Genomic DNA, 24,931 nt, shown 5'->3' on the forward strand with positions numbered 1-24,931 from the left:
CTCTGTTAAAGTTGCAGAGATAATTTACATCACCTTTGTAAAAAAGCGTCCTTTTTTAGGTAGCAAGTTGTTAGTCAGAGTGTTGGTGGTCGCTATGAAAAAGATCAAGTTGTGGCTAAGGATTGAAACGCATTTATCCAGACTGCTTTTTCAATGGCGGTTAACTTTAGGAAAGGATAGTGTTCCGGGTTGAATTGCGAAGGGCATATCCCCATATACTTTTTAAAATCGTTAGAATAATGAGCGCTATCATAAAAATAAAACGGTGCCGAAGTTGAAGTATAGTGCAGTTCTTCTTCTTTAAGCGAGGAAAAGATAAAATTGTACCGAATAATCTTCATATATACAGATGGGGGAATACCTACCATGGCTTTAAATTTTTTCTGAAAATACCGTTTGCTTACCTGTAGTTTCTGTATCAGTTCTTTGAGCTTAATTTCGCCTTTGCTTTGTACGATTATATCAATGGTAGTATCCACAAAATTAAAACGTGGGGTCACCTCATTCAGTTGTGCTATAAACAGCGCGTCTAATTCCCTTATGTTTTCAGCGGTGGTATTGGTCTTAAAACGGGCTTGAAAGGAAGCGCCCAATCGTCCCTTAAATAAGGATACAGGGTTGGCTCCCGTATTTATTAGGGTTGAAACATCTATCTTAAACAAATGGTATAAGGCTGTGGGTTTGAGGCAGGCTACTACAGCTTTCAGATGATTGCCGGAATAGCACATGTAATACGGAAGGGTAGTTTGTGCATTTACATAAAACCTTTCGGTGGTGTAGGTGTATTCATCTATTTTTATTTGCATATTACCGCTGGACTGAAACCCCATAAAACTACAGCCGGTAGGAAGGCTTAAATGTTTAATGGTTTCATTGGGCTGTTTTTTTTGCCAATTTAGTTCAAAATAAAAGAGAATGAACGCCTGTAGCCGGGGATGTGCTTCAAAGGTTTTGAACATAGTTACTTTAGTTTCTTCCGCTAAGCGGCACGATACCATAAAGTTACACAATTTAATATAAGAAAAATAACTGTAGGTATGTCCGTATGAAAACTGGGAATCAAGACTTATACGATATTAACGTACACTACCTTAAACTAGTTTCCCTTATTTATTGTACAACTTTTTCAAATTAGTTGTACAACTTTTTTAAGTATATTGTACAATATTTTGTCAAAATACTAAGAAGTTTTGGCAAAACTCTCGGGAGTTTTTATCGAAACAACCGCATGTTTTTAAAAAAGTAACTAGTATGTCCATTTTATACCGTATCAGTAAACGTAAAAACAATATCAATTCAGATGGGGAGCTCAATTATATACTACAAGCCGTTAGCAGGGGCGAAGTGGATATGGAGCAGTTGAGTTATGAAATAAGCAACGAATGCACCCTCACCCAAACCGATGTACATGCGGTACTCGATGCGCTGGGGCGAAAAATGAAGTTACATTTAGAAGATGGTAAAACCGTTTCTTTAGAAAACATAGGTCGGTTTAAGGTGGGGTTTAAAGGCATCGCCCAACCCACCAAGAGCCTGCTGCGTACCAAAGATATTCAACGTTTCCATATTAATTACCAACCCACGCTAAAACTGAAACGCTGGTTACAAAAAGGATTGAAACTGGAGAAGGAGTAGCGGCGGTTCTCGGTTTGTCATTCCGAAAGAGCCCGCCTGAACGAGCATACGGGCAGGGCACGGTTGAGGAATCTATTTGGATTTTTGGATTATTAGATTATTGGAATCTTTACTACTCACTGCTTAAAAGATTCTTCCCTTCGCTGCGCTGCGTTCAGAATGACAAGGACTGTCATTCCGAAGGAGGTACGACTGAGGAATCTATGGTTGGACACTTAGTATATTTGATTATTGGTAGGTTAGATTATTACTAATCTTTTTTCAAATTACACCTACCACCTGTCATACTGAACTCGTTTCAGCATCATTTAGCATCAAATCCCCCCTTGAGGCGTTGTGCTGAGCTCGTCGAAGTAGGGGCTACGGGGGGTGTTCAACTAGATACTTTTTTCCGCTGCACTTCACTAAGCCTGACAAGAACACTTAAGGAATTGCTCTAAGAGGATACAGTCCGGTGTCGTCCGTAAAACATTTTTTTTTCAAATAAAGCTATTTTTAGGTCAATTTTAAATACCAATTTAAAAACGAAAGCGCTTGTTATAATTGCGGTTTCAGAAGATTTTATAATGTACATATTGATAAGTTAGTTAATAACTGATACTGTTATTTGTTTTTAATTACTCATCCTTTACTATTTTAGTAGTTCCAAAGCAATAGTGCTGCGGACGCCTGAGAAAAAGGGCGAAATTTAATACCATTGTATATGGTTGTATTAAAAACAGTGGAGCGAAAGAATCCACAAGACTTAACGGCCCCGCCTAAATATTACACGCAGGCCGTTGCAAATGGATTTGTCGATCTAGAACGATTGGCATATCTTGTTTCTAACCAATGTACCGTTCGCGAGGCCGATTGCCTGGCGGTGCTCAATGCCTTACAGCACAATGTAATGGATGAGTTAAAGCAGGGCCGCATCGTACAACTGGGTTCGTTGGGTAACTTTCAAATTGGCGTACGCTCTGAAGGAGCCGAAGTCGAGGCAGAAGTCACCAACAACCAGGTGAAATCGGCACACGTGAACTTCCGGCCGGGAAAACGGATCCGGAATATGTTGCAGACCTTGCAATATAAATTGGTAGCAGGCTAGACACTTGCGTTCTTGATTAGTGTTTACTAATCATGTTGAGAGTCCTAAACACGTTGTTTAGGGCTTTCTTTTTTTATATACCTTTCATGTAAAATTGGCGCTTAGATTTATGGTGTCGCCGGTTAATAAACAATACTTTATACGTCAATCCTGTCTAAAAGGTTAAGTTGTTCATTTTTTCCATTGATGAAAAAACCCTTCGACAAGCTCAGGATAAACCAAGCAAAAAAATCTAGGCTTACCCCTCGACTTGGCTCGGGACAGGCTTCACTTTATCTAAATTTTTTGCTCATCCCCTAAATTTTAGAAACTCGCTTTTAAAAATAGTGCTTTGCAATCCTATTTTGGATGGCTCAAACAGCCTAAAATTTTACGGGGACTTCACTTCAAATTTTACGATATACTTTCGATAGGCCAGAAGGGGATTTTATAATAAATAACGTTACTAGTTAATAGTGTCGTCAAATAAAAGCAATTCAGTATTAACCTCTTTTCAGGATCAGGCAGGTGGTGCGTACTACTAAATAAAAAAAAGCCTAAAAATTTCGGCGGCTAGACACTTGCTTTCTTTTTTAGGCTTACTTTCATATTGAAAGTCCATAAGTTACTGTAACATAGAATAACTTAGTGTAACAAATATAATTCTTGACAAGACAAGAAAAAAATAATTTGTCTTAAAATTGTGTACAGTTTGGGTAGGGTATAGGCTACACTTTTGGTAGGGCGTAGTTTACAATGGGGTGACACTATGAAGTTGATGCTTCTGCCAATACCAGTTTTTTACCACGTAAGACCACCTTGTTTCTATAGGAGAGTCGCCGGTCATCCCCTATAGCACTGTAATCAATGTTTCGTTGGTTGAGTTGGGCGCGTATGGCAGCTCCATAAGAAGCCCGGGCGCTTCCCCAGCCGGGATTGCCTACTTGCCCGTTAAAGGCCTCCACCAGCTCTGCATCGCTGTAGGCATCCATACGTTCCATATACTCTTTAAAAAGTTCGTTGCCGGATGTGGGATTACTCATAAGGATTGGTTTTAAGGGTTACTATAGAAGGATACAAAGAAAAATGGAGATGAAAAAATAAAGTTTCCTTTCGATACACTACTAAAAATTCTATATTTGGGGAGACTCCCCTTAAAATTTAGACATAGAATTTTATTCCATAAATATAAATAACCTTTTATATTTTTAAGCTAACAATGGTTACACAATAAATATGAACAAAACCAATACACGTAAGGCACTTAACCCAGCTTATAGAAAACACAAACCACTACGAAAAGATGTTACTTGTTTTTTAGAAGCATTGCAAAATTGTATAGCAGCTGTTAAACTAAGTGATGAAAATGGAGAAAGTGAAGAACATATTAAATCACACTTTAAAGACTTTTTTATTTCTACTTTTTTTAAGGAGCATTATATAAACACTAAAGATAGAATTGACTTAGCTGTATATTTAGGAGATACTCCGAAGTCTGATGTAGGCATAATTATAGAAGCAAAAAAACCTAGTAACAAAACAGAGTTTTTAACGGAGGGTAACCTGAACCGAAAAGCACTTCAAGAATTGCTGTTGTACTATTTGCGTGAACGAGTTGATAACGAAAACAACAACGTAAAACATTTGATAGCCACTAACGGGTATGAGTGGTTTTTATTTAAGGCAGAAGATTTTTATAATTATTTCTACAAAGACAAAGCCTTGATAAAAGAATATAAATCTTTTAGAGATGGCTTAAAAGACACCTCCAAAAATGAATTGTTCTATAATGAAATTGCAAAGAAATACATTGCTAAAGTAGAAGAGGAACTTCCCTTTGTTCATTTAAGCTTCGAAAAGACAAATTTTAAAAAATTAAGTGACGGTAACCTCAATACTTTATATAAAATATTTTCCAATGTACATTTATTAGGGCATTCTTTTGGTAACGACAGTAACCAACTTAACAAATCATTTTATAATGAGCTGCTACATATTATTGGTTTAGAGGAAGTAAAGAATAAAGGGAAGAAAGTAATTCATCGTAAAGAAAAAAAAGATAGAGATTATGCTTCCCTTTTAGAAAATGCTATATTTCATTTAGAAGATAGGGATTATCTGTCTAAAGTAAAAAGCGTAGAAAACACACCGGAAAAAGCTTTTAATGTAGGGCTGGAACTTTGCCTCACATGGATAAACAGGATTTTGTTTTTAAAATTATTAGAATCGCAACTGCTTACCTATCATAATGGCGATAAAAAATATGAGTTTCTAAATGCAAAATTTATTGATGATTATGATGAGCTAAATGATCTTTTCTTTTCTGCTTTAGCAAAAAAAGAAGATGAAAGGCACCCTAGGTATAAAGATAAATACCAGCATATTCCTTATTTAAACAGTTCCCTTTTTGAACGTTCGCCTATTGAAGCTGAAGCATTTGAAATTTCGACATTAAGTAACGATGAAAGTGAAATCTACAGTCAAACCGTTTTAAAGGATGCAAGCGGTAAACGCTTAAAAGGAAAACTACCTACCCTTGAGTATTTGTTCAAGTTTTTAGATGCCTATGACTTTGCTACAGATGGTAACGAGGGTATTGAAGATGGCCTAGAACATAAATCACTTATTAACGCATCAGTATTAGGGTTAATTTTTGAAAAAATAAACGGTTATAAAGAAGGTTCCTTTTATACCCCGGCATACATCACTATGTATATGTGTAAAGAAACCTTACGTCGTGCAGTAGTGCAAAAGTTTAAAGAACAAGAAAACGACCAAATAGAAACCTTTGAAGACCTACAATCCTATTGTCAACGCTATTTTAAAATAGACGATATAAAACGCTTTAACACCATAGTAAACAGTTTACGTATATGCGACCCAGCAGTAGGTTCTGGTCACTTTTTGGTTAGTGCTTTAAACGAGCTTATTGTCATTAAAAACCAATTAGGCATTTTAGCAGATGCTAAAGGCTTACCATTACGTTGCGATATAGAAATAGTAAATGACGAACTCTATGTTATAGATGATAATGGCGCGCTATTCGAGTATAACCCAACCGAAAAAGAAAGCACACGCATACAGCACACGCTGTTTCACCAAAAACAAACCCTTATAGAAAACTGTTTATTTGGTGTAGATATAAACCCTAATTCTGTAAAAATATGTCGTTTAAGGCTTTGGATAGAGCTGCTTAAAAACGCCTATTACACCAAAGAAAACCGTTTACAAACACTACCTAATATAGATATTAATATTAAATGCGGTAACTCTTTAATAAGCCGTTTTAGTTTAGACGACGATTTAAAAGATGCCTTTAAAGGCAAACAAGTAAACTACAACTTTAAAGACTATAAAAACGCTGTTGCAGAGTATAAAGACACCAATAGCAAAGACCGTAAACGCGAAGTATTACAAATTATAGACGAGGTAAAACACAACTTTACAAGTACATTAGACAATACCTTTATAGCTAAATTCCAGAAAGCACAAGGCGAACTTATTAACGAGCAAGAACGCCAAAACAACCTAAAACAATTTGGCGAAAAAATAACTAAAAAGGACAAAGACGCACTAAAAAAACTAAAAACAAAAGCCGAAAATGCACTTATAGAAAAAGAAGAAATAGTAAACAATGCTATTTACCACAATGCGTTTGAGTGGCGTTTTGAGTTTCCAGAAGTATTATCAGATGATGGCTCGTATATTGGGTTTGATGCAGTAATTGGGAATCCGCCTTATCTAATCGAATATGATAAAAAAGTTAAAAGTAATTTAGAAATTAACTTTATAGAATTTAAAAGGAATAACGATTTATATGTTGCATTCATTAGTAGAGGTAACAAGATTTTAAATCATAAAGGTTTTTTGTCTTATATAACACCTAATACTTTTTTGAAAGGAACTTATTTTCAAAAGTTAAGAGAATTATTAATATCTAATAAAATCATTGAAATTATAAACTTCAATGACACTTTGGTATTCGATGAAGCTAATGTTTATACTTCTATTTTATTATTTCAAAAAGGAGCTATACCAGCTAATTGGGTGCTAAAAAAAGGGATTTCAGAAACTGAAGGAGAAATTGATAAAAATGAATTGGACTTTATTTTCAAGAGCCCTTTAATTAAGAGGTTAGATGTTTTTGAAAAGTTTGATAATTTCTTTCTAATTAAGGATGTAGGCTTTAATTACTGGTCAATTGGAAGAGGTAAAACAAGAGGAGGTTCAGTTGGTAGTAGAATATTATACTCTGGTAAACAATTAGACGATTCTGATAAACCATATTTAAAAGGTGGTGATATATTTAGATATTCCCAGAAAATTCCATCCAATTACCTGCGACACAATTTTGAAGAATTATTAAATGAAAATGATGTTTTTAGGTTTTCAAAGGATTTCTTTGAGATAAATCCGAAGATAATATATAGACAAACCTCAAAAGATATTATTGCAACTATTGACACTAATTGTAACTATAATGACAAAACAGTACATATTGTTGTAAATAATGAAAAATCAAATTTTGATTTATATTTTGTATTAGGACTGTTAAATAGTTCATTACTTAATTTTTACTTACATTTTTATAAACAAGAATCTGGTAAAGCATTTGCGCAAATAAAAACGGTAGATATAAAAGCAATGCCATTTATCTATGAGGAGAGTATAAGTGTCTCTATAAAGCAAAAAGTTACCCAAATCCTTTTACTAAAAAAAGACAACCCAGAAGCAGACACCATAACGTTAGAAGCAGAAATCGATACCTTAGTATATAAACTATACAATCTTACAGATGAAGAAATCTCAATAGTTGAAAACTCTTGAGATTCACGAGTACATTAATATAAAATGTAAATAATACGAGCTAAATTGCTATAGTAGAACAATCATCTAAATAAAAAGAAGTGCCTTTAGAAGAAAAAAAATATGACATAGAAGCTAATAACGATTGGGCTAAAAATGTAAAAGGAGAACACTTGTTTATCGATGATGCTCAAAGTGGTCGTAAAGGCTACTTCTGTATAGGCTGCGATAAGCAAATGGAAGCGGTTATAAGAAAGAAAAACCCAAAGCTCACAGCTTTACGCGATTGGTTGTTGCCTATGCTGATGAATGAACAAGTGACGGTAGAGGATGCATATCCTAAAATTGAGAATGAGCTTTGGATGGTTACAAAGGAGGATGGTAAATTTATTAAAAATTAATATAGTGTATTTATGAGACCAGATGTTTATCCTAGAACCTTAGAAAATATAAAGGCTGTATTACTTCATTATTTTCCTAAGACCAGTCATACTGAAATTGATAAAAATGCAGAACGAATTTATGATCAACGAAAATTTAAATTAAATGAACTTGAATATTGCTGTGAAGTAGTAACTAAAAATGTGGATGTTATACGAGAGTATTATAAAGCTCTTGACTTAAATATATTATTAATAGTTGGGTACGATGTGTTATTTGAAGATGAAAAAAAATGGGGAGGTACTTCAAGAAGAGCAAAGTTGGAGGGTATAAAAGCAAAATTAGTTTTTTGATTATTAACCTTTTTAAATTGTAGATAAGTAGAAATGAAAAAGGATATAGTTTTAATAAGGTTAGTTGCTACCAATGTTGATGAATGAGCAGGTAACTATGGGAGAGGCCAAAGAAGAGTTGGGGATAGTTGCGGAGGAGGATGTTAAATATGATGAGGTGAGAATTTAGGTAAGGATTTTTGAGGCATCGTACATAATTTAAATAATTGGAATAATACCTTTAAAAGGTTATTCTATAATACAGCAAACATTTTGAAAGTAGCGTAATATCTTAGAAAAACAAGAATTAACAGCTCATACCAACAACGTACAATTTACACCCCCCCATGAAAAAAACCCACAACAAACAACCCTGGCCCACCAAAGATGCGATGATACAGGTATATGAAAATAACCTATGGGGCGGGGAGCAGCATGAGTTCTATTCGGGCTTAGGCTCGCATGATACCGAAGTGGTAAATACCTATATAAACGCAGTTTCTGCTTATTTAAAGGAGTTGAAAACGCGACCCGTGGTATGCGATTTGGGCTGTGGGGATTTTAATGTGGGGAAGGAGTTGGTGCCATTTACCAAGGAATATAAAGCCATCGATATTGTCCCCGATTTAATCACCCATAATAAAAAGACATTCAAAACAGAAAGTGTAACCTTTTATACCTTAAATCTTGCCGAAGATGAGTTGCCCGAAGGCGATTGTGCGATTGTGAGGCAGGTATTGCAACACCTATCAAATGCAGAGATTCAAGCGATTGTCGAGAAACTATACCGTTTTAAATATGTGATCCTCACCGAGCACCTACCGGAAGGGGATTTTGCACCTAATATCGATATTATTTCAGGACAGGGAATACGCCTAGAAAAGAACAGTGGGGTTGATCTGTTGGCGGCTCCGTTCCATTTTAAGGTACAAGAAGAAAAGGAGTTGTTGTCTATTCCGTCGCCTGGTTTTAAGGGTAGGTTAGTGACTACTTTGTATAGGGTGTTTTAATTATTTTTACCTCTATAAAAACCTTATATGGATATGTACCTAATCATTAATGTTCTGAATATTTAATATGTTCATTTTTTCCATTGATGAAAAAATCCTTCGACAAGCTCAGGATAAACCAAGCAAAAAAATCTAGGCTTACCCCTCGACTTGGCTCGGGACAGGCTTCACTTTATCTAAATTTATCATTCGGTGCCTAAATTTTAGGAACTCGCTTTGACATCCTTGCTTGAGTGAAACATTTGTCTTGCTCAAACAGCCTAAAATGGTAACGGCACTCTCATTTCAAATTTTACGATAAATTTTCGATAGGCCGAAGCGAACTTTTGTAAAAAACAACCCTAAAGGTTGAAAAAATCCTCAAAAATTGAGGTTCTTAAATTTAATTTTAAAATCGATTAGACTGCTATTGGCAGCGTTTATAACAAATTATAAGTTTCCTAAATCGAATGGTTTACTTCGTTTTCCCAAGCCCATTTTCCGAAAACTTGTCGTGCGGCCGATCCCTTTTATTGAACCGGATCTCCACTTGTTGCTTGCCCCATTGGCGGGCAGCGTCTTCGTCCAAGCCCATATAGATATCGATTTTCTTTTTCCAGCGTTTGTTCATTTTATCTTTTACAATATAAGTGCCCGGTAGGCCATAGATTTCTACTTCCTCATTGTGGTCCAACCCCATTTTGATGAGGTCGCGCGAAACGGCAATGGCGCGTTCACCAGGCTCCAAAATATCACCCCAAGCGGCTAAAGAGGGGTTTCCTTTTTTGGTTTGGTGCTCTACCGAGTTGTAGGCGGTTGCCGTTACGGTCATGGTGGTCATCTTTTTCTTTTTCGGCTGCTTTTCTTTGGTTTCGGCACAACCGAGCAGTAACATGGCTACAGTGAGGAGTAATAGCGGTACGTTATGGTTGTGGTTATTGAAGTTCATACCACTATAAGATACAAAAAAATGAGGTGAATACCTGAGAGACGCAGGGTGTATCCTTCGAAGTGGTAGTGCTTTACCTGAGGTTGGTTAGAAGCACGTACACATAAGGGATGTGACCCGCTTTACAATAAGCAGGCGTTACGATTGGTTGTTGTTCTTGGGAAATAGAATAGCCACCTACTGCCCGGGCAGATAGCCCGGGGCCATTGGTGATAGCTCGTGTTCAATACCATAAAGAACGGGTTGGGAACACGTTGGTTCCCCTACTGAAACCGTTAATGTTATAAGTGGGCTAATCTATAGCAGCCGAAAATTTTCCATTGGTTACCGTTATGGTTTCGCCTGTTTCCCTAGAGCTTGCTGAAAACTCGAAAGTCCCTTTAAGCTGGTTGTTGGTGTTGCTGGTAATGGTAAGCGTCCCCGACACGTCTTGGCTAAAATCGATATCGTTAACCGTATCGGTATATACAATCCAAAACCCATCGGTGTCTGTAAGGTTCACCACATCGTCTATAGGGTAGGTTCCTTTGGCAGGGTTAGTGGTGCTGTTGTCTTTGAATTTTTTGTAGAAAGAAAGGCTAAACGTTTGGTCATCAATAGATGTCCCATCGTTATTGGATATGCTATAATTTACACCTTCAACAATAACGATATACGAAGAACCGGTTTTTTTACCTTCGACAGCCCCGGATATATCAAATGTAATTTGGTTTTTACTTGCGTTGTTTGAGTCGTCGCTCTGGTCATCGTCCTTCGAACAGCCCATAACGATAAGGGCTAAACCAAGCCATAGAATACATTGTGTTTTTTTGAAATTTTTCATGATGTTTGTTTTTATGGTTACGTGTTAATTAACTTCTTTTTATGTACATAACATACATTTTGTTAGTGGCATCTGGATGGGTTTGGACACCTACCTTTAACCGCCCGTTTTCTAAACTGAGGATATGCCACAGAACAGTTTTTTCTCCTCTCGAGAGGGTCAAGGTATTGCCTTCTAAGTGCCACTGAAATGGTTTTTCGTTCACATCGCAGTTTTGGTGGTACGTTAGTTCTTTCCCTTGGTTGTTTATTGAAAATTGAGTATGGTCCTTTCCGCAATCTGGGGCTGAATGTTTATGGGGCAATACCCAGCCCGAGCCATCATTGCCCATTAGGGTACCTTTCAGTTCCCATGTGCCTATAAGGGTTTCGGCGTTGACGGTTTGACCAAAAGCGGTAGCCGTTGCAAATAAAATGAGGGCTAAGAGCGCCTGCTTAAATGGTGTGATTTTCATGGTGCTTTTATTCTGAAATGCTATGAAGCTGTATGTTGTAAAGGCTGCTTCACCCCGTAAGTAGGCAGCCACTGTAAACCGTGTTTATTATGGAAAAAGCGACGCACAAACGGCTAATTCGTTTGTGCGCCGCTACTGTTGGTTTATTCTTCACAAAGTTCACCTCCTACATTGTTAAAACTAACATTGCTCAAGGTTAGATTCTCAAATGGATCTGTGGTGTATCCATAAAAAGCACAGTTGGGCAGGTCTTTAAAAAGTGTATTGGCAACAGCAAGCTTAGGGCTGGCATGCATGTAAATGGCGCCTGTGTTTTCAATGTTGCCAACTGGAAAGTCTCCTTTTGCAAGTTCGATAACTGCGTGCGATATGCTGTTGTCCTCTTGGGTATAGCCAAAATAGATTCCTCCCCAATTGGTGCCATTAGCTGCTGAAAGCAATACTGGGTTGGTGGCTGTTCCCATAACTTTTAGACTTAAGTTATTGCCGCCGGCAGTAGAACCGTCTGAGGCCTGTAGATAGGCCAAAGGCTTAAAATAGAGCTCTGTTCCTGCTGCAATGGTAAGGTGCCCGCCGTCTTTAATATGGACACGGTCGTCAACCAAATACGGTACATCTAAGTTTTTCCAAGTGACGGGCTGGGTTATTTCATAATATGAACGTACAATGTTCACGACATCTACCTCGTTGCCCGAGTAGGAAGAGCTCGCATCGAAAATATGGGCCATTTCTGCTGTTACCTTGGCCGCAACCCCGTTATTTTCGGTTAGGGTAAGGTTGCGTACCGTGACATTGGCATTGGTTTGCAACCCTGAAAAATCGAGACCAAAATTTCCGCTATTTCTTATTTTAACGTGGTTCATAAGTAATGCTTGAGGGGTGGTTCCCGATACGCCGCTTATTGCCAGACTGCCTTCATATACTGGCGAGGTGGGTTTTAATGGCTCTGATCCGGCATATTCAATAATCGTATGCTCTATCTTATTGTTTGGGTTGTGGGCCGTTGAAAAGTACAGCCCTCTCCAATGTCCATTTTGTTTTGAAGTGCCCGTGAAGATCACTGGGTTTTCTGCAGTGCCCTTTACTTCAAAAATGTGGTTGTCCATATCAATGAACATCCCCGCATCGTTTTCGAAAGCAATTACCACACCGGGCTCTACCTTTAGGTTTCCATTTACGGTGGTCCAACAGGGTATCACATAATCCACTGGGCGCAAGGTGTCGTTTTTCAACACCCGGTCTTCTTTAAAATAATCGCATTCAAGCACAATAGCTGGTAATAACTCATCTGGGTTGCTATCGTCTTTAATAGTATCATCATCTTTACTACAAGAAGACAGCATTAAAATACTGCACAATACCAAGCTTACATAAAAGGTAGGTTTAAAATAATTTTTCATACGTGTTTTATTTAAGTTTTATATGATTATTGTTTCCAGTCGATCTGGATACAGGGTTTTTGGTTGGATATGGGTTTATAGGTTGACTTTTACACCGGCGGCAGCCACTAGTTGCCCACCGTCTATAAGGACATATTTCAATTCTGCAAACGGGAGGATGTTGCTCCCAATATCGAAATTGAGACCACCGCCCAGGTTGAGCCCAACACGTCCGTCTGAAACCGAACTTTCTCCCATAAAGCCCCAAGTTTCATCGTACGATACCTTAACATTACTGTAGTTGAGGCCTCCAAGGGCGTACAGCCCCAATGCCTCGTTATTTACAAAATAATAGTTGGCGTTCGCATTGATTTCCCACCAGTTGATTTTAAAGCCATAGTTTTCTTTTGGAACATAATAAATAAGGGATGGGGCCACGGTAAGGTTTTCTATAACGGGAAAAGCCGCATTTACGCCTATCCCTAAACTTTCAATTTCACTCCCGTAGGCCAAGAAAGCCCCAATTCTTGTGTCGTTTTGTGCTTGGGCACTGCCTAACGCACCCAAAGCGATCATCATAATCAATAGTGTTTTTTTCATGTGTGTTTTTTTTAATAATGTATTTGCCTATTTATACCTCCTGAAACTGAAAGTAAACATAGAAACCAAAAAAAAATGGCGTTTTTTTATTGGTGAGCCCTACTTGTCTGAAACTGAATGAAATTGTACGCTGTGATAAAAAAGTTTATTTTTGGGGATGTTTACTTTTTCTTTAATAGCGCATAAATGGTTAAAGACCAATTTTTAATTGATAAACTGAAACAAAATGATTTAAAAACCTTAGATCACATTTACCTAACATATAAAGAGGAGTTTCTTTTATACGCCCGAAGGTTTGCATTATCCCCAGACGATATAGCCGATATTTATCAAGAAACTATTATTACGCTATATGAGAATGTGCAGAATAAAAAGCTGGTTAGGTTGACCAGCTCTTTAAAAACCTATCTTTTTGCCATTGGTAAATTTAAGGCCTATAAGCAATTGAACCATACCAAAAAAATATATCACGACGGTAATGCGATTCATATTTCAGAAGAAATGAAGGTTTTTGAAACCGACATAGAACAGCAGCAACAAGCAGTTTTGAGAACGTCTTGGCGCAAGTTGGGCAAAAAATGCCAACACGTATTGACACTTTATTATTACAGAGGGATGACATTGGACGAAATAACAAAAGCGTTGGCATATTCATCCAAAGATGTCTTAAAGAGCCAGAAATCAAGATGCCTTAAACAATTAAAGGATTTAGTGAGAAAAGATGGATAAAGAAGCGTTAATAGAAGCATATTTCAGCAATAGGATTTCTAATGTGGAATTTGAGCAACTGCAACAGCTCTTGAAGGAAGATGCTGCGCTAAGGGAACGGTTTTACAATGAACTGGAGCTAAAAGAAGCTATTGCACGGGAAGAGCACAGTGATTTAAAAAACAGGTTTCGGTCGTTGGAGGCAAAACAAAAAAAACGCTCCTTTTGGTACGTTTATGCAGCTGCTGCAGTTGTGGTGCTTATCGCTATAGGTTCGCTTTTATACGAGGAACCCCCGACCACCCAAACACTTTATGCCGATTATTTTGAACCTTACCCAAATGTGGTGCATTTGTCGAGCAGGAGCCAACTTGCCGAAGAAGATGTCGCTGCAGGTGCCTTTGAGCTGTACGAAACGGGACAATATACTAAAGCAGCCACAGCTTTCAAAGCCTTGTACCAAGCTACTTCAAAGGATTATTTGGTTTTTTATCAGGGAGTGAGCCTTTTAGCTTCAAACCAAACACATGAGGGCATTGAGGTGTTAGAAAGCTATCCTTGGGAAGTAACCCAAAGTGATTTTGCCGCTCCTGCAAATTGGTATTTGGGATTGGCATATATCAAGCTTGAAAACTTGGCACAAGCTACCCATTATTTAAACAAGGTAACACAGGCAAAAAGCCCATTGAGCCAAACGGCAAGAAACCTGTTGGAGCAATTAGATTGATGACTTTACTTGTTTTTTTCGCCTGTATAAAAATACACCTAAGCACACGGCTACCCCGGTAACCAACAGAAGCCCCTGCAGGGTATTGTTTTTAGCTAATATGGGGACAGTATCCCCTGCAATAACAAACCCTGCCCAATAATACGGATGGCCTTTCATAGGGTTGTTTTGTTTAAAATCGCGCTTGGCATTGGCCAGGGCCGTTGCTTTATTCTCCCCCGTTTGAAGGTACCGGTAAAAAGAAGCCATAATTTCGGCGGTTTCTTTATCGGGAACCTCCCAAAGGCTGTAAACACTGGACCGTGCGCCAGAATAGGTCAATGCCCTTGACAAACTTAACAAGCCTTCGCCCGAAGCCAATTTACCCACACCGGTATTACAGGCGCTCAATACCACCAAATCTGCAGGAAAATAAAGGCCGTAAAGTGAGGAAAAGTCAAAAGGGTCGTTGCCGTTAAAAATAAGGCTCGATTTGTAATGTTCTTGCTCGTTTAAAACCGCGTGCATAGCCAAATGGTAAATTTTGTAGGTACTGCTATGGGTTATAAAATTTTCAATAGTTGCTTCGTCGCCCAAGAACAAGTCGCCTCCAAAAGTGGTGGTAATTGTTTCAGCTTCTTGGCGTGCACCTTCTATTTCCTGAAACCGACTGCCTCTCAAATTCTGGCCCTTATCTTCGGTTGATGTATATTGGGGAGCGAAAGCGACCAGTAAATCCTTATCGGCTTTTGATTGATAGGGGTGTTCCTTGAGGAAATACCACAATGCCACTGTATTGGCGTACTGTATGGTGTGGGTGGTTAATAGGGGCCCCTTCTCACGCTCCAGTACTTCAAAGGGTAGGTAATGCAGATAGTCATCTGGGATAATTGTAAGGGTTTTGTACGTGGTAAGCTTGTCTTCCAAAGGCAGTATGAGGCTCTTGTATAATTGACGTGCCTGTGGCAAAACGTTTTTTTGCGGGTTTTGCAAAGCGTTGTAGAATGCGTTCAACGTTTCTTTTAGCGTATCGGTTTTGGCTAACCGGTACAAATGGACGTCGTTTTTTGAAATGGCAATGGCGTAAGAGTATTCATAGCCCATAAAATAATTTATAAGCAGTTCGTCTTTCGATATATGCTGTTTTATGTTTTTGAGCTGGTACACATTCTGGTAAAACGATTGCAACAAAGGCGCTTTGGCCGCTATTTCACGATCTAATGTTTTTAAAGAATCCTGAAGTTGTTGCCGCTTTCCTTTCCCGGTTTTGCTATCTTGTAGGTGTTTGATCTTGAACTGCAATACATTACGCTGGGACAACAGGCTTTGGTCCACGGCAAGGAACTGGGTGTATTTCCGTTCAAATTCATTGCGCAATACTTGGGAGTTATTGGCCTGTACCCTTTCTATTACCGTGTCTGACAGGGAAAGCCCCAAGGCTGTATGCATTTCATAAATTCCCTCATTTATCGATTTGTTGAAATGATCTAAGTCTGTGTTGTACTCCCCGTTTTGATAGTACAATCCAAACACTTCGGCGGCTAAGCTATACAAGTAGCGGGCATTTTTAGCATAGTCCTTTTGTTGGGTGCTGTTATAAAGTTCTTTGTAAACCCCAGCAGCGTCTTTCAGTGCCATTATAAAAAAAGAGCTGTGTTGTTTTTCAAAGGTTTTAACAGTAATGGCTTCTGGGCGATCGATTTGTTTTTCAGCAAGGGCAGACAATGCTTTTTTCAAAGCAGCGTTGGCTTCTGCAAAACGTTTACGTTTAGTTTGCAAGTTTGCTTTTTTGATTAAAATGTTTGCCACGTTAACTAAACCAATGGGTTCTATCTCGTCAATGGCCAACGCCATGTTTAAGTAATCGAGCGCTGCCGTATCGTCATTTTTACCGATGGCAAGTTTTGCCTGCTTGGAATAAACGGACATTTCGTAAAACGGTTTGTGATACCGTTTTGAAACCGTTAAAGCGCTACTCAGGGTTTTGTTGGCCAGTTGGTCCACTTCTTGAGCTATGTAGAGGTCTGCCAGCTCAAGCAATGCGGCCAGATAATGGTTGCTATACTGGTTTTTTTCGTGTAACGGTAAGCTGGAAAAAAATGCATTAAAATAACGTTGCTGCATTTCTGTTTCAGTAAGCTGCCCCAAAAATGCATTATACATGACTTTCAATCTGAACTTGCTCGCGATATCAGCAGTTTGCAAGGTGTTATTGGGTATTTGGTTTAAAGCGGTAAAGAGCGCTTCCGCTTTTGCAGTATCTCCATATTCTATATATAATTTAAGCAAGTTTCCGTAAAGGGTGATAAGGTAACTGGGATTGATTTCTGTGTCCTTTTCCCAATAGCTCCTTGCTTGTTCAAAACTTTTCAACCGTTCTGAAAAAAAACCAATGGTACTGTAAACAGTCGCAAGGTTCTGATAGGCCAAGCCCAGATCGAAATTTTTATTGGTTTTTAGTTCTTTGTACTTATCGATGGCCTGTTGGTAAAGCGCAATGGCTTCGGTGTGGTTCTTTAAACGGTCATTGATGTATGCCAAATCATAGATGTAATCTGCTTGGGTTTCCTTGTTCACCTTTTCGGTAAAAAATGCCAGTCCCTCGTTGCCCTTTACGAGGGCCATTTCCCATTTGCCAGCATAGGCCAATGCGTGATACAAACCGTTATACGTATCGATAACGTACTCTGGCGCTACGGGAGAAGTATGGTCATTTAGGGCTTTTTGTGCGCTGTTGTAATAGGTTACAGCGGTTGGATAATCACCTTCTTGCTCAGAAATTTTTCCTTTTGTAAAAAACAATTTACTGCTATAAAGCGAATAAGAAGGGTCTTTTTTTGAGGTGTGTTGGATGGCAGTTTCCCAATGCTGTGCAGCACGCAGGTATTCTTTTTGTTTCAGCAAACTATCTGCTTTTTGTATGATTTCGGAACTCACGGTATTCTGGGCCAACATGGCTCCTGAAAGCGCCAAAAGGACAATAAAAAGGATCTTTTTCATATTATGGGGCAGTCATAGTGAATATGCGATAGGTGGCAGTTGCCATACTCGAGGGTTTGTTTTCAACACACAGTGTTTAATAATAATAAGATTTTACCTACATCGCGGCTAAGATAATCGGTTTTGGCATAAAATACAACCCCTGCTGTGATAGGGTGAGATTTTTTTAGTCTACGGAAGGCCTGTTTTTTTAGGGCTTTATATACTATTGTTCCTTACGGAAAGGCTGGTAGGCTTTACAAAATAAAATTTTGGGTTTGCTTAAATACAAGGCAAGCTAACGATCATCCCGTTATCCATAATTGCGTTATTTCCCAGGATATGAAAAAGTTCGAAAGGAACGTTAGCGATCTAAAAATCAACAGAGGGGATCACGGTTTATGCCTTGGCACTTGCGTATAGACCAATATAGCGCCTATTCCAGCTAATATGGCCCCTATGGCAAAGGGTACGATAAACCCGAACCGAATGGCAAAACCGGTTAAGAAGGCCCCAAACGAGATGCCCAGCCCAAAAGCCACGGAAAGCACCGATAGTTGGGCCCCGGCCTGTCCTTTTTTTGCCAGATCGCCCGCCAAGGCCAGGGCAGGGGCAAAAACCATGGCCGCACTGATGCCGTGGAGCGTTCGGGCGGTAATCATATGCCACGGTTGGGTGGCGAGGCCTTCAAAGAGAATAATGGGGATTAAGCAAACAAGTCCGATGACAATAAACACCTTCCTGCCATATTTGTCGCTTGCTTTGCCAATAATGGGCTGTAAAATAGCCATGGAAACAATCAAGGCACTGAACTCAATGGAAAACAAAAAGGCGCCTTGCGAAAGCCGTTCGTTTACTTCTATTTCAATGGGGGCGAGCAGGGCAAATCCCATACTCATAAACAAGGTGGCGAGGCCGAGGGTAAAGATGGGATCGAGTATTTTTCCGGGTATGCTTGATTTAAAATGGATGATCATTTTTTCGTTATTGGGCTTGGTGTTTTCAGGGTCCCGTACAAAAAAGGCGACGAGGATGATGCTTAACAAGGCGGCGAGGGCAGCCAGTGCAAATGCGGCTACAAAACCGTTTATGCTTCCTATCAACGGAAGGTTGTACGGACCGCCTTCTACCAAAGCACCGCTGGCCAAGGGGCCAACCCCAAACCCGATAAGCCTAAAGGCATTGTACACGCCCATATTGCCCCCGCGGTTATTCTCGCTGCTCAGTTCGCTTACCAAGGCCAAGGTTGCGGTGATGGTCAAGGCTGCCGCTATACCTTGTGCCGTTCGGATGAGCAATAACAGCGCATAGCTATCGGCAAAGGTGTAAAGAAAATTGGCGATCATAAAGAGGAAGAGCCCGACCAGTACAAAAAGGCGTCGTTTCCCCAGTTTATCGGACAGCCGGCCGGTAAGGGGCTGGCATATGCTGCTCACCAAACCAAAAAGCCCTAGGACAATTCCGGTTATCAGTGTTTCAGACAGCCCAAAAAGATCGCCTGAAACCTCGCCACTGGCAATGTACAATGGCAGTACAACTACTAAAAAAGAGTTGCCCACGGCATCGGCCATGCGGGCAATGCCCAGCACAACGACCCTAGCGTCTGTGCCGAAAATTGTTTTTGGCGTATTGTTTTTCACGGCGCAAAATTATGGGTTTAAAACGGCAATGTGCCTTATGGTTTTCTTAAAACTTATGGTGGGTCTAACGACTGGCTTTTGAGCGCCGATTGCGGGATGCGTTTCTGTAAATTACCAAAACCGGTTATCGATTGAGTTTTGAGTTACATGTTTCAGGTCTCAAGTTTCATGTTTTATTCGGCTACAACTATTATTTTAATCGGTATCTTTAATATTCAAACAAACGTATATGGCTTCTTTTAAAATACCCAGAAAACTAAAAAAGCGTCTTAAAAAAGGGTTGTGGCTGTACCCGTCCGATGCCGATGGAAATTCAACGATGGCTTTCCCATATCGTTGCCAAGAGGATTTTACGGCTTATAAAAAAGGGACATTGCGCAATTTAGCCGATACATACAATTCTAGAAAACGGCGCATCGCTTTCCGAAGAAAAATAGAAGGCGAGGTTGTGGTTCCCGATGAAGAATTGAAAACGTACGTCAATGCCATCATTAGAAAAGACTTGCGGCGATCTTCGTATGAAACATTGATACGGGCAAAGAACAGCAAAAAAGCTATTGGGGCCTACTACAATTTTGTAAATGCGTACCAATTGGTTGAAAAAGGGGAAGATTCCTTCGGAAATATCTGTTGTTTGGCCATTGATAAAGCCAAAGAATTATTGAAAAATTAAACAACTTCTTATTCCTGAATGCAATTTTAGAGCTGTTTTTGGGCAAGGTTCGAAGTCGTAGGTTTTTTGTTTATTGGCAAATAGTGATAAGTGGACAAGCTCCACAGGAAGTTTGTCTTTTGTGAATGACACCTCTTCTTTTTGATGTGGAATCGGTTTTTTCTTGATGTTTTTGATTTATAAAGTAATTGCCATTAGAACGTTTTAAAATTTAAACAGTGTACGGCAGTTCTAATTGAGAACCTAAAGTATAACTATTAAAAAAGAGGGCGACGGCCCTCTTTTCTAATTACTGAAAAATTAAAACTGATTGACTATAAGAAAATTAACTTTTTAGCAGTAGTACCTCTTTCTGTTTGAACCTGTATTAGATAGGTGCCTGAAGAAAGATCATGGTCCATTTTAGTTACACCGGCTTTTGCTTTGCCCGAATACAGGATTCTACCGTGCATATCGATTATATTGACCGTCGCATCTTCTTCAAGTTCTAAAGAAAATTCACCATTAGTGGGATTAGGGTAGAGATTGAATTTATTGTGTTTAAACGTATCGATATTCAACAAATTAAATTCAATTTCAGTTTTTTGGGACACCCCTGTCTCATATACTGCTTCTACTTCTGCTATGTGGTTTTCGGTAGAAAGATCGTCCAGTACAAACATTTTTTCTGTGACATTTTCTGAAATTAACTCCCCATCGAGATATACATTATAAGAAAGCGCATGACTAAATGGTTTTTCATAAGTAAGGTTATCCAATTTTAAGAAGTAAGTATCGTTGCTAATATAATTAATAGCTACATATTTAGTTTCAGCAGGAGCATCGAAAGAATATTCCGTCCAGTTTCCTGGAACGCTTATTTCGTTTCCAAAAGCTGTAAAATCTGAAACATCAGACCCGGAAGTAGAATATAGCACCTTGATACGTTCTGGTTCGGAGCCTACTAACGAAGCCGCCATAAAGGAAAATTCACCACTTCCGGCAGGGATTATAAGCCAATCATTATTAGCGCCGTTAGGCCCCGACATAGCGCTTAAAAACCTACGTCCTGAAAAGGCATCAATTGCTACGGAAGGTGTTGTGGCATAAGGGTTGAAAACCATGAAAGACATAGGGGCACCTGCATCGGGCCAACTGAAATCGATGTAAGTGTGCGTGTTGAGACCATCTAAATCTTTCAATATGTACTCTCCTATATTCTCACGCTCAAAATCGTCATATTTCTCAACCTGATCGGTAAATGTATCATTTAAGTTCCAGTTGAGTCTTACAGACGTGGAATTTTCAATAGCCGTAGCCGTTAAATTTGAGGGCTGGACTTTAAGGAGGTTAAGCGGGATTTCAATAGTACCGTTGTTCTCTACTGCTACATCAGTAAGTTCAACAATCTCATAATTATCCTTTTCAACCCTAAGGTTGTAATTTCCTCTCATTAGGTTAGAAAATGTGGCTTCTGAAGCGGTAGTAACTGTCTCTTCAAAATTAGTACCATTCCATATTGAAACATACGCACCTTCTGCCGTACCAAAATCAGGATTTAATTCTAGGGTAAAATCAAATAGCATTTCATGTTGAATTTCATTTGAAATTCCTTTCTCGGAAATCAAACCATTGGCATATTCCGCAATGACGCCATATTTATACATATTTGGGTCTTCATCCTCCAGCAGTGTATCGCTAAAGGTAGTAGATGTAATGGCAGACGGTGTAAGTTCAGTCCATTCATTTACTGAAGCGGGACTTCGATATACTTTATACCCTGCTGGGTTGGCCTCCATTGTATTGTTGGTTATTCCGTATATATTCCAGTTTTTATTGGTGAGGCTCATTCCGGTCCAGCTACCATGTTCAAATAACATACTTCCTTTTCTATCTGGGGCATTTGGCCCATCATCAAGACCCATTGGGTAAGAACCATATTCCCCAGCTATAAATTCTATACCAATCCACAATTCTTTAGTATCATCAATTTGAAGGGGTTTAGTTAGTTCAAAAACATACCAATCTTCACTTGGAATTGAGGCAGGTTGGGAATGAATAAGGTTTTCTCCGTTGGCCCCTTCAAATATTTTAATAATCACTTCAGCGTTATTTGCAAAATAGGCTTTTACATGGGTAAGTTCGGCATCTTCTGTTATTTGAGCTTGTAAATCTGAAGGCTCTAATCTTATACCTGCCATAAAGGCTTGACCACCGTTGCTCCATGAATCTCCTGCGGTGTCAAAAGTTCCCCAACCAATGGTTTTTTCATTTAAGTAACCAACTGGGGTAGTCCATTCAATTTCTCCTACTCCATTATTGTTAACCGCTATTATATTTCTTGGTTTGTGCGGATCTAGTTCAAGTACAATAGGGTCAAGTGTATGGTTACCCGCTTCACTGGTTAAAGAAATAGATTGATTTTTATATAAAGGATGAACAATAGTAAGCTCATATTCCTTTTCAGCAAACGCCTCTAAAGTAAAATTACCCGAAGCATCACTAGTCGTGCTAAATTTTGAAAAACCATCTAAGTTTAGGTTTATCCCTTCTATTCCGGCTCCTGCCGTATTTTCTACTTTTCCTGATATAAGTATGGGAAGGGCATCGTTAAGAACGACATCGAGGGTCAATTGGGTATTGGGTTCAATTGTAATACTGGTTTCATAGGTATTAAAAGAATCTTTGGAGAAAGTGGCTACATACGTGCCTGGTAATATGGCAGGGATGGTATAGGCGCCTGTTTGGTCTGTTATGGTAGATTCAGTTTGATATGTCTCTGCGCCTTCCGGAGCAATCGCTACCGTGACACCGTCCATTTCAGAACCATCTCCAGCCCTTGTTACCATACCGGTTAAACTACCGTAATTTGTTTTCTTTTCCATTACGATGCTTGGGATGGTGTTTATTTCTTCTGTGTTCCAAGATGCTGGTTGGGTGGTCACCTCGCTTAGGTCAATAGTATATCCTTTAGCGTAATACGTTCGCATCCCCTCTACTGGAGTATTGTAAAATTCTCTTGGATTTACAGTTGGTACATTTTCTAATAAGGGCTTCACGATGGTAATTATAATATTTTCATCGTTGCTATTATCATAGTAAAAGGGTTGATCCAATTGAATATTAATAGCATTACGCCCTTCTGGAAATTCAATTTCGCCATCAAATAAAAGCTTTTGATCTCCAAAATACTCCCACACCGCATTGTAAATACTGGTTCCAAATGTTTCGCGGTCTGTTTTGCTCATGTAAATTTTATAGCGTGCGGTGGTGGTAGCTCCTAGGTTTCCGAAATATGATAAAGATGTAATAAGACCTGTATTGCCTATTTCTTCAGGGGTATAAATACTTTGAGAAATAATCGTATTTCTACTAAGTTCAAAAGCTTGATCAGATACTTCATTGCCATTCGTTATGGATACTTGGTTTTCATCTAAACCTGAGTAGGTTGCCATAGTGCCGGGTTTACCAAGGTTATTAGCACTTGTTTGGGCAATTATACTGTAGGTGTATAAATTTAAATCAGGAATTTCCGTTTCGGTGTAAGTAGTACCGCTATGCATTTCAGCCAAAACTTCATCATGTTGCCCTAAGCTCCGGACAATGGTATATCCTACCACAGGTTCTTGCAGCGGTCCTCCTAGCACGCCATAGTCTACTTCATCCCATGAAATTACGTTTTGTAAACTTCCATTTTGTGTTATCGATATGTTATTGGGCGCACCGGGTACGGTTTCATACCCGAAAAATGTTAGAGGTGTATCATATAGCTTGCCATTTCCAGAGGTATTGTAAGGAACAAACCTGTGAATGTACGATTCTTCTTCGGGTAAATTATCCGTATACGTCATAGTTTGACCAGCTGTAGCCGGTAGATCTGCAATTTCAGTAAGGTTCATGGGATGCGTGCCACGGTACACCTTTACACCAGCCAAGTCTGTGAGGGGGGTTCCGGCATAATCGGTAGTTGGGTTTTTCCAATTGAAAATTGCTTGCACCTCATTGGTTAGATCCACTTCTTTTGAAAAATCGGAAATCGAATTTGGAGCCAAAGCTTCTATATTAGGCATAAATTGTATGTCATCAACTAGCATCATCGTTGCTTCTGACACACAATTAATAGCTACGTGTTTAGCGCCAGCAGGGATTTCATATTCGTATTTAGTCCATGACAAAGTGGTAGATGTGGCATTTCCGTTATTAAAAAGTTCGAAATCTTCGGGGTTAGCGTCGGTTGTAGAATAACCTACTTTAAACTTATCATTCCCGCTAAAATCGTATGAGCTTTTAGCGTAAAAAGATAATGTTCCTCCTTCGTGGTCATACAGTTCATTGGAAATTAACCAGTCATTTACCGGCCCGTCATAAGACGAAACACTTGCAAAATACTTTTCACCCGAATGTGGCGTGAATTCATCAAAGTCATTTGGGGGATCCGTTTGACTGGGTGTGTAAACGATAAAGCCCAAAGGACCGTCTTTGCCAGGGAAATCTTGGAACGGGCCTGCTGTGTCAAATCCGTCTATATCTAGAGAAGTCCATCCTTCTAGGTTGTTTTGTTCAAAATCAGGGTGCAATTCAACATCATCCTTGAAAGGTTGTAGGGAACCTTGATTATTTGGAGTATCCATGTTTTGTGCCCAAGCTAATGATGTGAACAGCGTGAACATAAAAATAAAATAAATTTTTTTCATTAAAAGCGTTTTTAAGGAGTTACGTGCCATCGAGAAGAAGGCATAAATAAATTTTATAACAAACTAATTGGATTAAATTCAATCGAACAAATTATATTGCTCCTTTTGGTCCTAAACCTATATATGAATATTCTAATC

19 protein-coding genes are annotated in these 24,931 nt (G+C 39.0%); 9 read left to right on the forward strand and 10 right to left on the reverse strand.

What is annotated here, in order from left to right:
• Positions 1 to 104 precede the first annotated feature (104 nt).
• A complete protein-coding gene (locus DDV96_RS03055) occupies positions 105 to 959 on the reverse strand; it encodes a helix-turn-helix domain-containing protein (RefSeq protein WP_165805952.1) in 855 nt (284 codons plus the stop codon).
• A 292-nt stretch (positions 960 to 1,251) separates the two neighbouring features.
• Here DDV96_RS03055 and DDV96_RS03060 point away from each other — a divergent pair, with 292 nt between their 5' ends.
• Together DDV96_RS03060 and DDV96_RS03065 are read left to right on the forward strand one after the other, a co-directional pair.
• The gene (locus tag DDV96_RS03060; RefSeq protein ID WP_116693283.1) at positions 1,252 to 1,635 is read left to right on the forward strand and encodes an HU family DNA-binding protein; all 384 of its coding nucleotides are present in this window, start codon (positions 1,252 to 1,254) and stop codon (positions 1,633 to 1,635) included.
• Positions 1,636 to 2,338: 703 nt separating this feature from the next.
• Positions 2,339 to 2,722 carry an HU family DNA-binding protein gene (locus DDV96_RS03065; RefSeq protein WP_116693284.1) on the forward strand — a complete coding sequence of 128 codons (384 nt, stop codon included), beginning with the start codon at positions 2,339 to 2,341 and terminating at the stop codon, positions 2,720 to 2,722.
• Positions 2,723 to 3,468: 746 nt separating this feature from the next.
• On the opposite strand, the gene DDV96_RS03070 is transcribed toward DDV96_RS03065, so the two are convergent.
• Positions 3,469 to 3,744 (reverse strand): hypothetical protein, encoded by a 276-nt coding sequence (locus DDV96_RS03070; RefSeq protein ID WP_116693285.1) that lies wholly within the window; start codon positions 3,742 to 3,744, stop codon positions 3,469 to 3,471.
• A gap of 193 nt (positions 3,745 to 3,937) precedes the next feature.
• On the opposite strand from DDV96_RS03070, the gene DDV96_RS03075 reads away from it, so the two are divergent.
• The 4 genes from DDV96_RS03075 to DDV96_RS03090 all read left to right on the forward strand — a co-directional run bounded on the left by DDV96_RS03075 (position 3,938) and on the right by DDV96_RS03090 (position 9,230).
• A complete protein-coding gene (locus DDV96_RS03075; protein WP_116693286.1) occupies positions 3,938 to 7,528 on the forward strand; it encodes a type IIG restriction enzyme/methyltransferase in 3,591 nt (1,196 codons plus the stop codon).
• A gap of 80 nt (positions 7,529 to 7,608) precedes the next feature.
• Complete coding sequence (locus tag DDV96_RS15910) at positions 7,609 to 7,908, forward strand: hypothetical protein (protein WP_116693287.1); 300 nt, start codon at positions 7,609 to 7,611, stop codon at positions 7,906 to 7,908.
• 12 nt (positions 7,909 to 7,920) lie between these two features.
• A complete protein-coding gene (locus DDV96_RS03085) occupies positions 7,921 to 8,241 on the forward strand; it encodes a hypothetical protein (RefSeq protein WP_116693288.1) in 321 nt (106 codons plus the stop codon).
• 326 nt (positions 8,242 to 8,567) lie between these two features.
• Positions 8,568 to 9,230: a class I SAM-dependent methyltransferase gene (locus tag DDV96_RS03090; RefSeq protein WP_116693289.1), complete on the forward strand. Its 663-nt coding sequence runs from the start codon at positions 8,568 to 8,570 to the stop codon at positions 9,228 to 9,230.
• Between the two features lie 454 nt (positions 9,231 to 9,684).
• Here DDV96_RS03090 and DDV96_RS03095 read toward each other — a convergent pair whose 3' ends face one another.
• The 5 genes from DDV96_RS03095 to DDV96_RS03115 form a co-directional block, all read right to left on the reverse strand.
• Positions 9,685 to 10,158, reverse strand: a complete 474-nt coding sequence (locus DDV96_RS03095) for an RlpA-like double-psi beta-barrel domain-containing protein (RefSeq protein ID WP_116693290.1) — start codon at positions 10,156 to 10,158, stop codon at positions 9,685 to 9,687.
• Between the two features lie 292 nt (positions 10,159 to 10,450).
• Positions 10,451 to 10,981, reverse strand: a complete 531-nt coding sequence (locus DDV96_RS03100; protein WP_116693291.1) for a hypothetical protein — start codon at positions 10,979 to 10,981, stop codon at positions 10,451 to 10,453.
• Positions 10,982 to 11,009: 28 nt separating this feature from the next.
• Positions 11,010 to 11,435 carry a lipocalin family protein gene (locus DDV96_RS03105; protein ID WP_206073997.1) on the reverse strand — a complete coding sequence of 142 codons (426 nt, stop codon included), beginning with the start codon at positions 11,433 to 11,435 and terminating at the stop codon, positions 11,010 to 11,012.
• 143 nt (positions 11,436 to 11,578) lie between these two features.
• A complete protein-coding gene (locus DDV96_RS03110; RefSeq protein ID WP_116693293.1) occupies positions 11,579 to 12,835 on the reverse strand; it encodes a hypothetical protein in 1,257 nt (418 codons plus the stop codon).
• Between the two features lie 75 nt (positions 12,836 to 12,910).
• Positions 12,911 to 13,414: an outer membrane protein gene (locus tag DDV96_RS03115; RefSeq protein ID WP_240607662.1), complete on the reverse strand. Its 504-nt coding sequence runs from the start codon at positions 13,412 to 13,414 to the stop codon at positions 12,911 to 12,913.
• 186 nt (positions 13,415 to 13,600) lie between these two features.
• On the opposite strand from DDV96_RS03115, the gene DDV96_RS03120 reads away from it, so the two are divergent.
• On the forward strand, positions 13,601 to 14,143 hold the full coding sequence (locus DDV96_RS03120; protein WP_116693294.1) for an RNA polymerase sigma factor: 543 nt from the start codon (positions 13,601 to 13,603) through the stop codon (positions 14,141 to 14,143).
• Positions 14,136 to 14,849 (forward strand): tetratricopeptide repeat protein, encoded by a 714-nt coding sequence (locus DDV96_RS03125; protein WP_116693295.1) that lies wholly within the window; start codon positions 14,136 to 14,138, stop codon positions 14,847 to 14,849. The genes DDV96_RS03120 and DDV96_RS03125 overlap by 8 nt, the downstream gene beginning before the upstream one ends.
• On the opposite strand, the gene DDV96_RS03130 is transcribed toward DDV96_RS03125, so the two are convergent.
• Together DDV96_RS03130 and DDV96_RS03135 are read right to left on the reverse strand one after the other, a co-directional pair.
• Positions 14,841 to 17,828 carry a CHAT domain-containing protein gene (locus tag DDV96_RS03130; RefSeq protein ID WP_116693296.1) on the reverse strand — a complete coding sequence of 996 codons (2,988 nt, stop codon included), beginning with the start codon at positions 17,826 to 17,828 and terminating at the stop codon, positions 14,841 to 14,843. The two genes, DDV96_RS03125 and DDV96_RS03130, sit on opposite strands and share 9 nt — an antisense overlap.
• Before the next feature lie 371 nt (positions 17,829 to 18,199).
• Complete coding sequence (locus DDV96_RS03135) at positions 18,200 to 19,447, reverse strand: MFS transporter (protein ID WP_206073998.1); 1,248 nt, start codon at positions 19,445 to 19,447, stop codon at positions 18,200 to 18,202.
• Positions 19,448 to 19,676: 229 nt separating this feature from the next.
• Here DDV96_RS03135 and DDV96_RS15770 point away from each other — a divergent pair, with 229 nt between their 5' ends.
• The gene (locus DDV96_RS15770) at positions 19,677 to 20,120 is read left to right on the forward strand and encodes a hypothetical protein (protein ID WP_133240804.1); all 444 of its coding nucleotides are present in this window, start codon (positions 19,677 to 19,679) and stop codon (positions 20,118 to 20,120) included.
• A 314-nt stretch (positions 20,121 to 20,434) separates the two neighbouring features.
• On the opposite strand, the gene DDV96_RS03145 is transcribed toward DDV96_RS15770, so the two are convergent.
• A complete protein-coding gene (locus tag DDV96_RS03145) occupies positions 20,435 to 24,793 on the reverse strand; it encodes a carboxypeptidase regulatory-like domain-containing protein (RefSeq protein WP_165805953.1) in 4,359 nt (1,452 codons plus the stop codon).
• Positions 24,794 to 24,931: the final 138 nt, after the last annotated feature.

The sequence above is a fragment of the Marixanthomonas spongiae genome (genome assembly GCF_003095375.1).
Classification (GTDB): Bacteria; Bacteroidota; Bacteroidia; order Flavobacteriales; family Flavobacteriaceae; genus Marixanthomonas; species Marixanthomonas spongiae.

Coding starts and splice junctions, on each gene's coding strand:
- DDV96_RS03055 (WP_165805952.1), bottom strand. CDS start 959: ATGTTCAAAACCTTTGAAGCACATCCCCGGCTACAGGCGTTCATTCTC.
- DDV96_RS03060 (WP_116693283.1), top strand. CDS start 1,252: ATGTCCATTTTATACCGTATCAGTAAACGTAAAAACAATATCAATTCA.
- DDV96_RS03065 (WP_116693284.1), top strand. CDS start 2,339: ATGGTTGTATTAAAAACAGTGGAGCGAAAGAATCCACAAGACTTAACG.
- DDV96_RS03070 (WP_116693285.1), bottom strand. CDS start 3,744: ATGAGTAATCCCACATCCGGCAACGAACTTTTTAAAGAGTATATGGAA.
- DDV96_RS03075 (WP_116693286.1), top strand. CDS start 3,938: ATGAACAAAACCAATACACGTAAGGCACTTAACCCAGCTTATAGAAAA.
- DDV96_RS03085 (WP_116693288.1), top strand. CDS start 7,921: ATGAGACCAGATGTTTATCCTAGAACCTTAGAAAATATAAAGGCTGTA.
- DDV96_RS03090 (WP_116693289.1), top strand. CDS start 8,568: ATGAAAAAAACCCACAACAAACAACCCTGGCCCACCAAAGATGCGATG.
- DDV96_RS03095 (WP_116693290.1), bottom strand. CDS start 10,158: ATGAACTTCAATAACCACAACCATAACGTACCGCTATTACTCCTCACT.
- DDV96_RS03100 (WP_116693291.1), bottom strand. CDS start 10,981: ATGAAAAATTTCAAAAAAACACAATGTATTCTATGGCTTGGTTTAGCC.
- DDV96_RS03105 (WP_206073997.1), bottom strand. CDS start 11,435: ATGAAAATCACACCATTTAAGCAGGCGCTCTTAGCCCTCATTTTATTT.
- DDV96_RS03110 (WP_116693293.1), bottom strand. CDS start 12,835: ATGAAAAATTATTTTAAACCTACCTTTTATGTAAGCTTGGTATTGTGC.
- DDV96_RS03115 (WP_240607662.1), bottom strand. CDS start 13,414: ATGAAAAAAACACTATTGATTATGATGATCGCTTTGGGTGCGTTAGGC.
- DDV96_RS03120 (WP_116693294.1), top strand. CDS start 13,601: ATGGTTAAAGACCAATTTTTAATTGATAAACTGAAACAAAATGATTTA.
- DDV96_RS03125 (WP_116693295.1), top strand. CDS start 14,136: ATGGATAAAGAAGCGTTAATAGAAGCATATTTCAGCAATAGGATTTCT.
- DDV96_RS03130 (WP_116693296.1), bottom strand. CDS start 17,828: ATGAAAAAGATCCTTTTTATTGTCCTTTTGGCGCTTTCAGGAGCCATG.
- DDV96_RS15770 (WP_133240804.1), top strand. CDS start 19,677: ATGGCTTCTTTTAAAATACCCAGAAAACTAAAAAAGCGTCTTAAAAAA.
- DDV96_RS03145 (WP_165805953.1), bottom strand. CDS start 24,793: ATGAAAAAAATTTATTTTATTTTTATGTTCACGCTGTTCACATCATTA.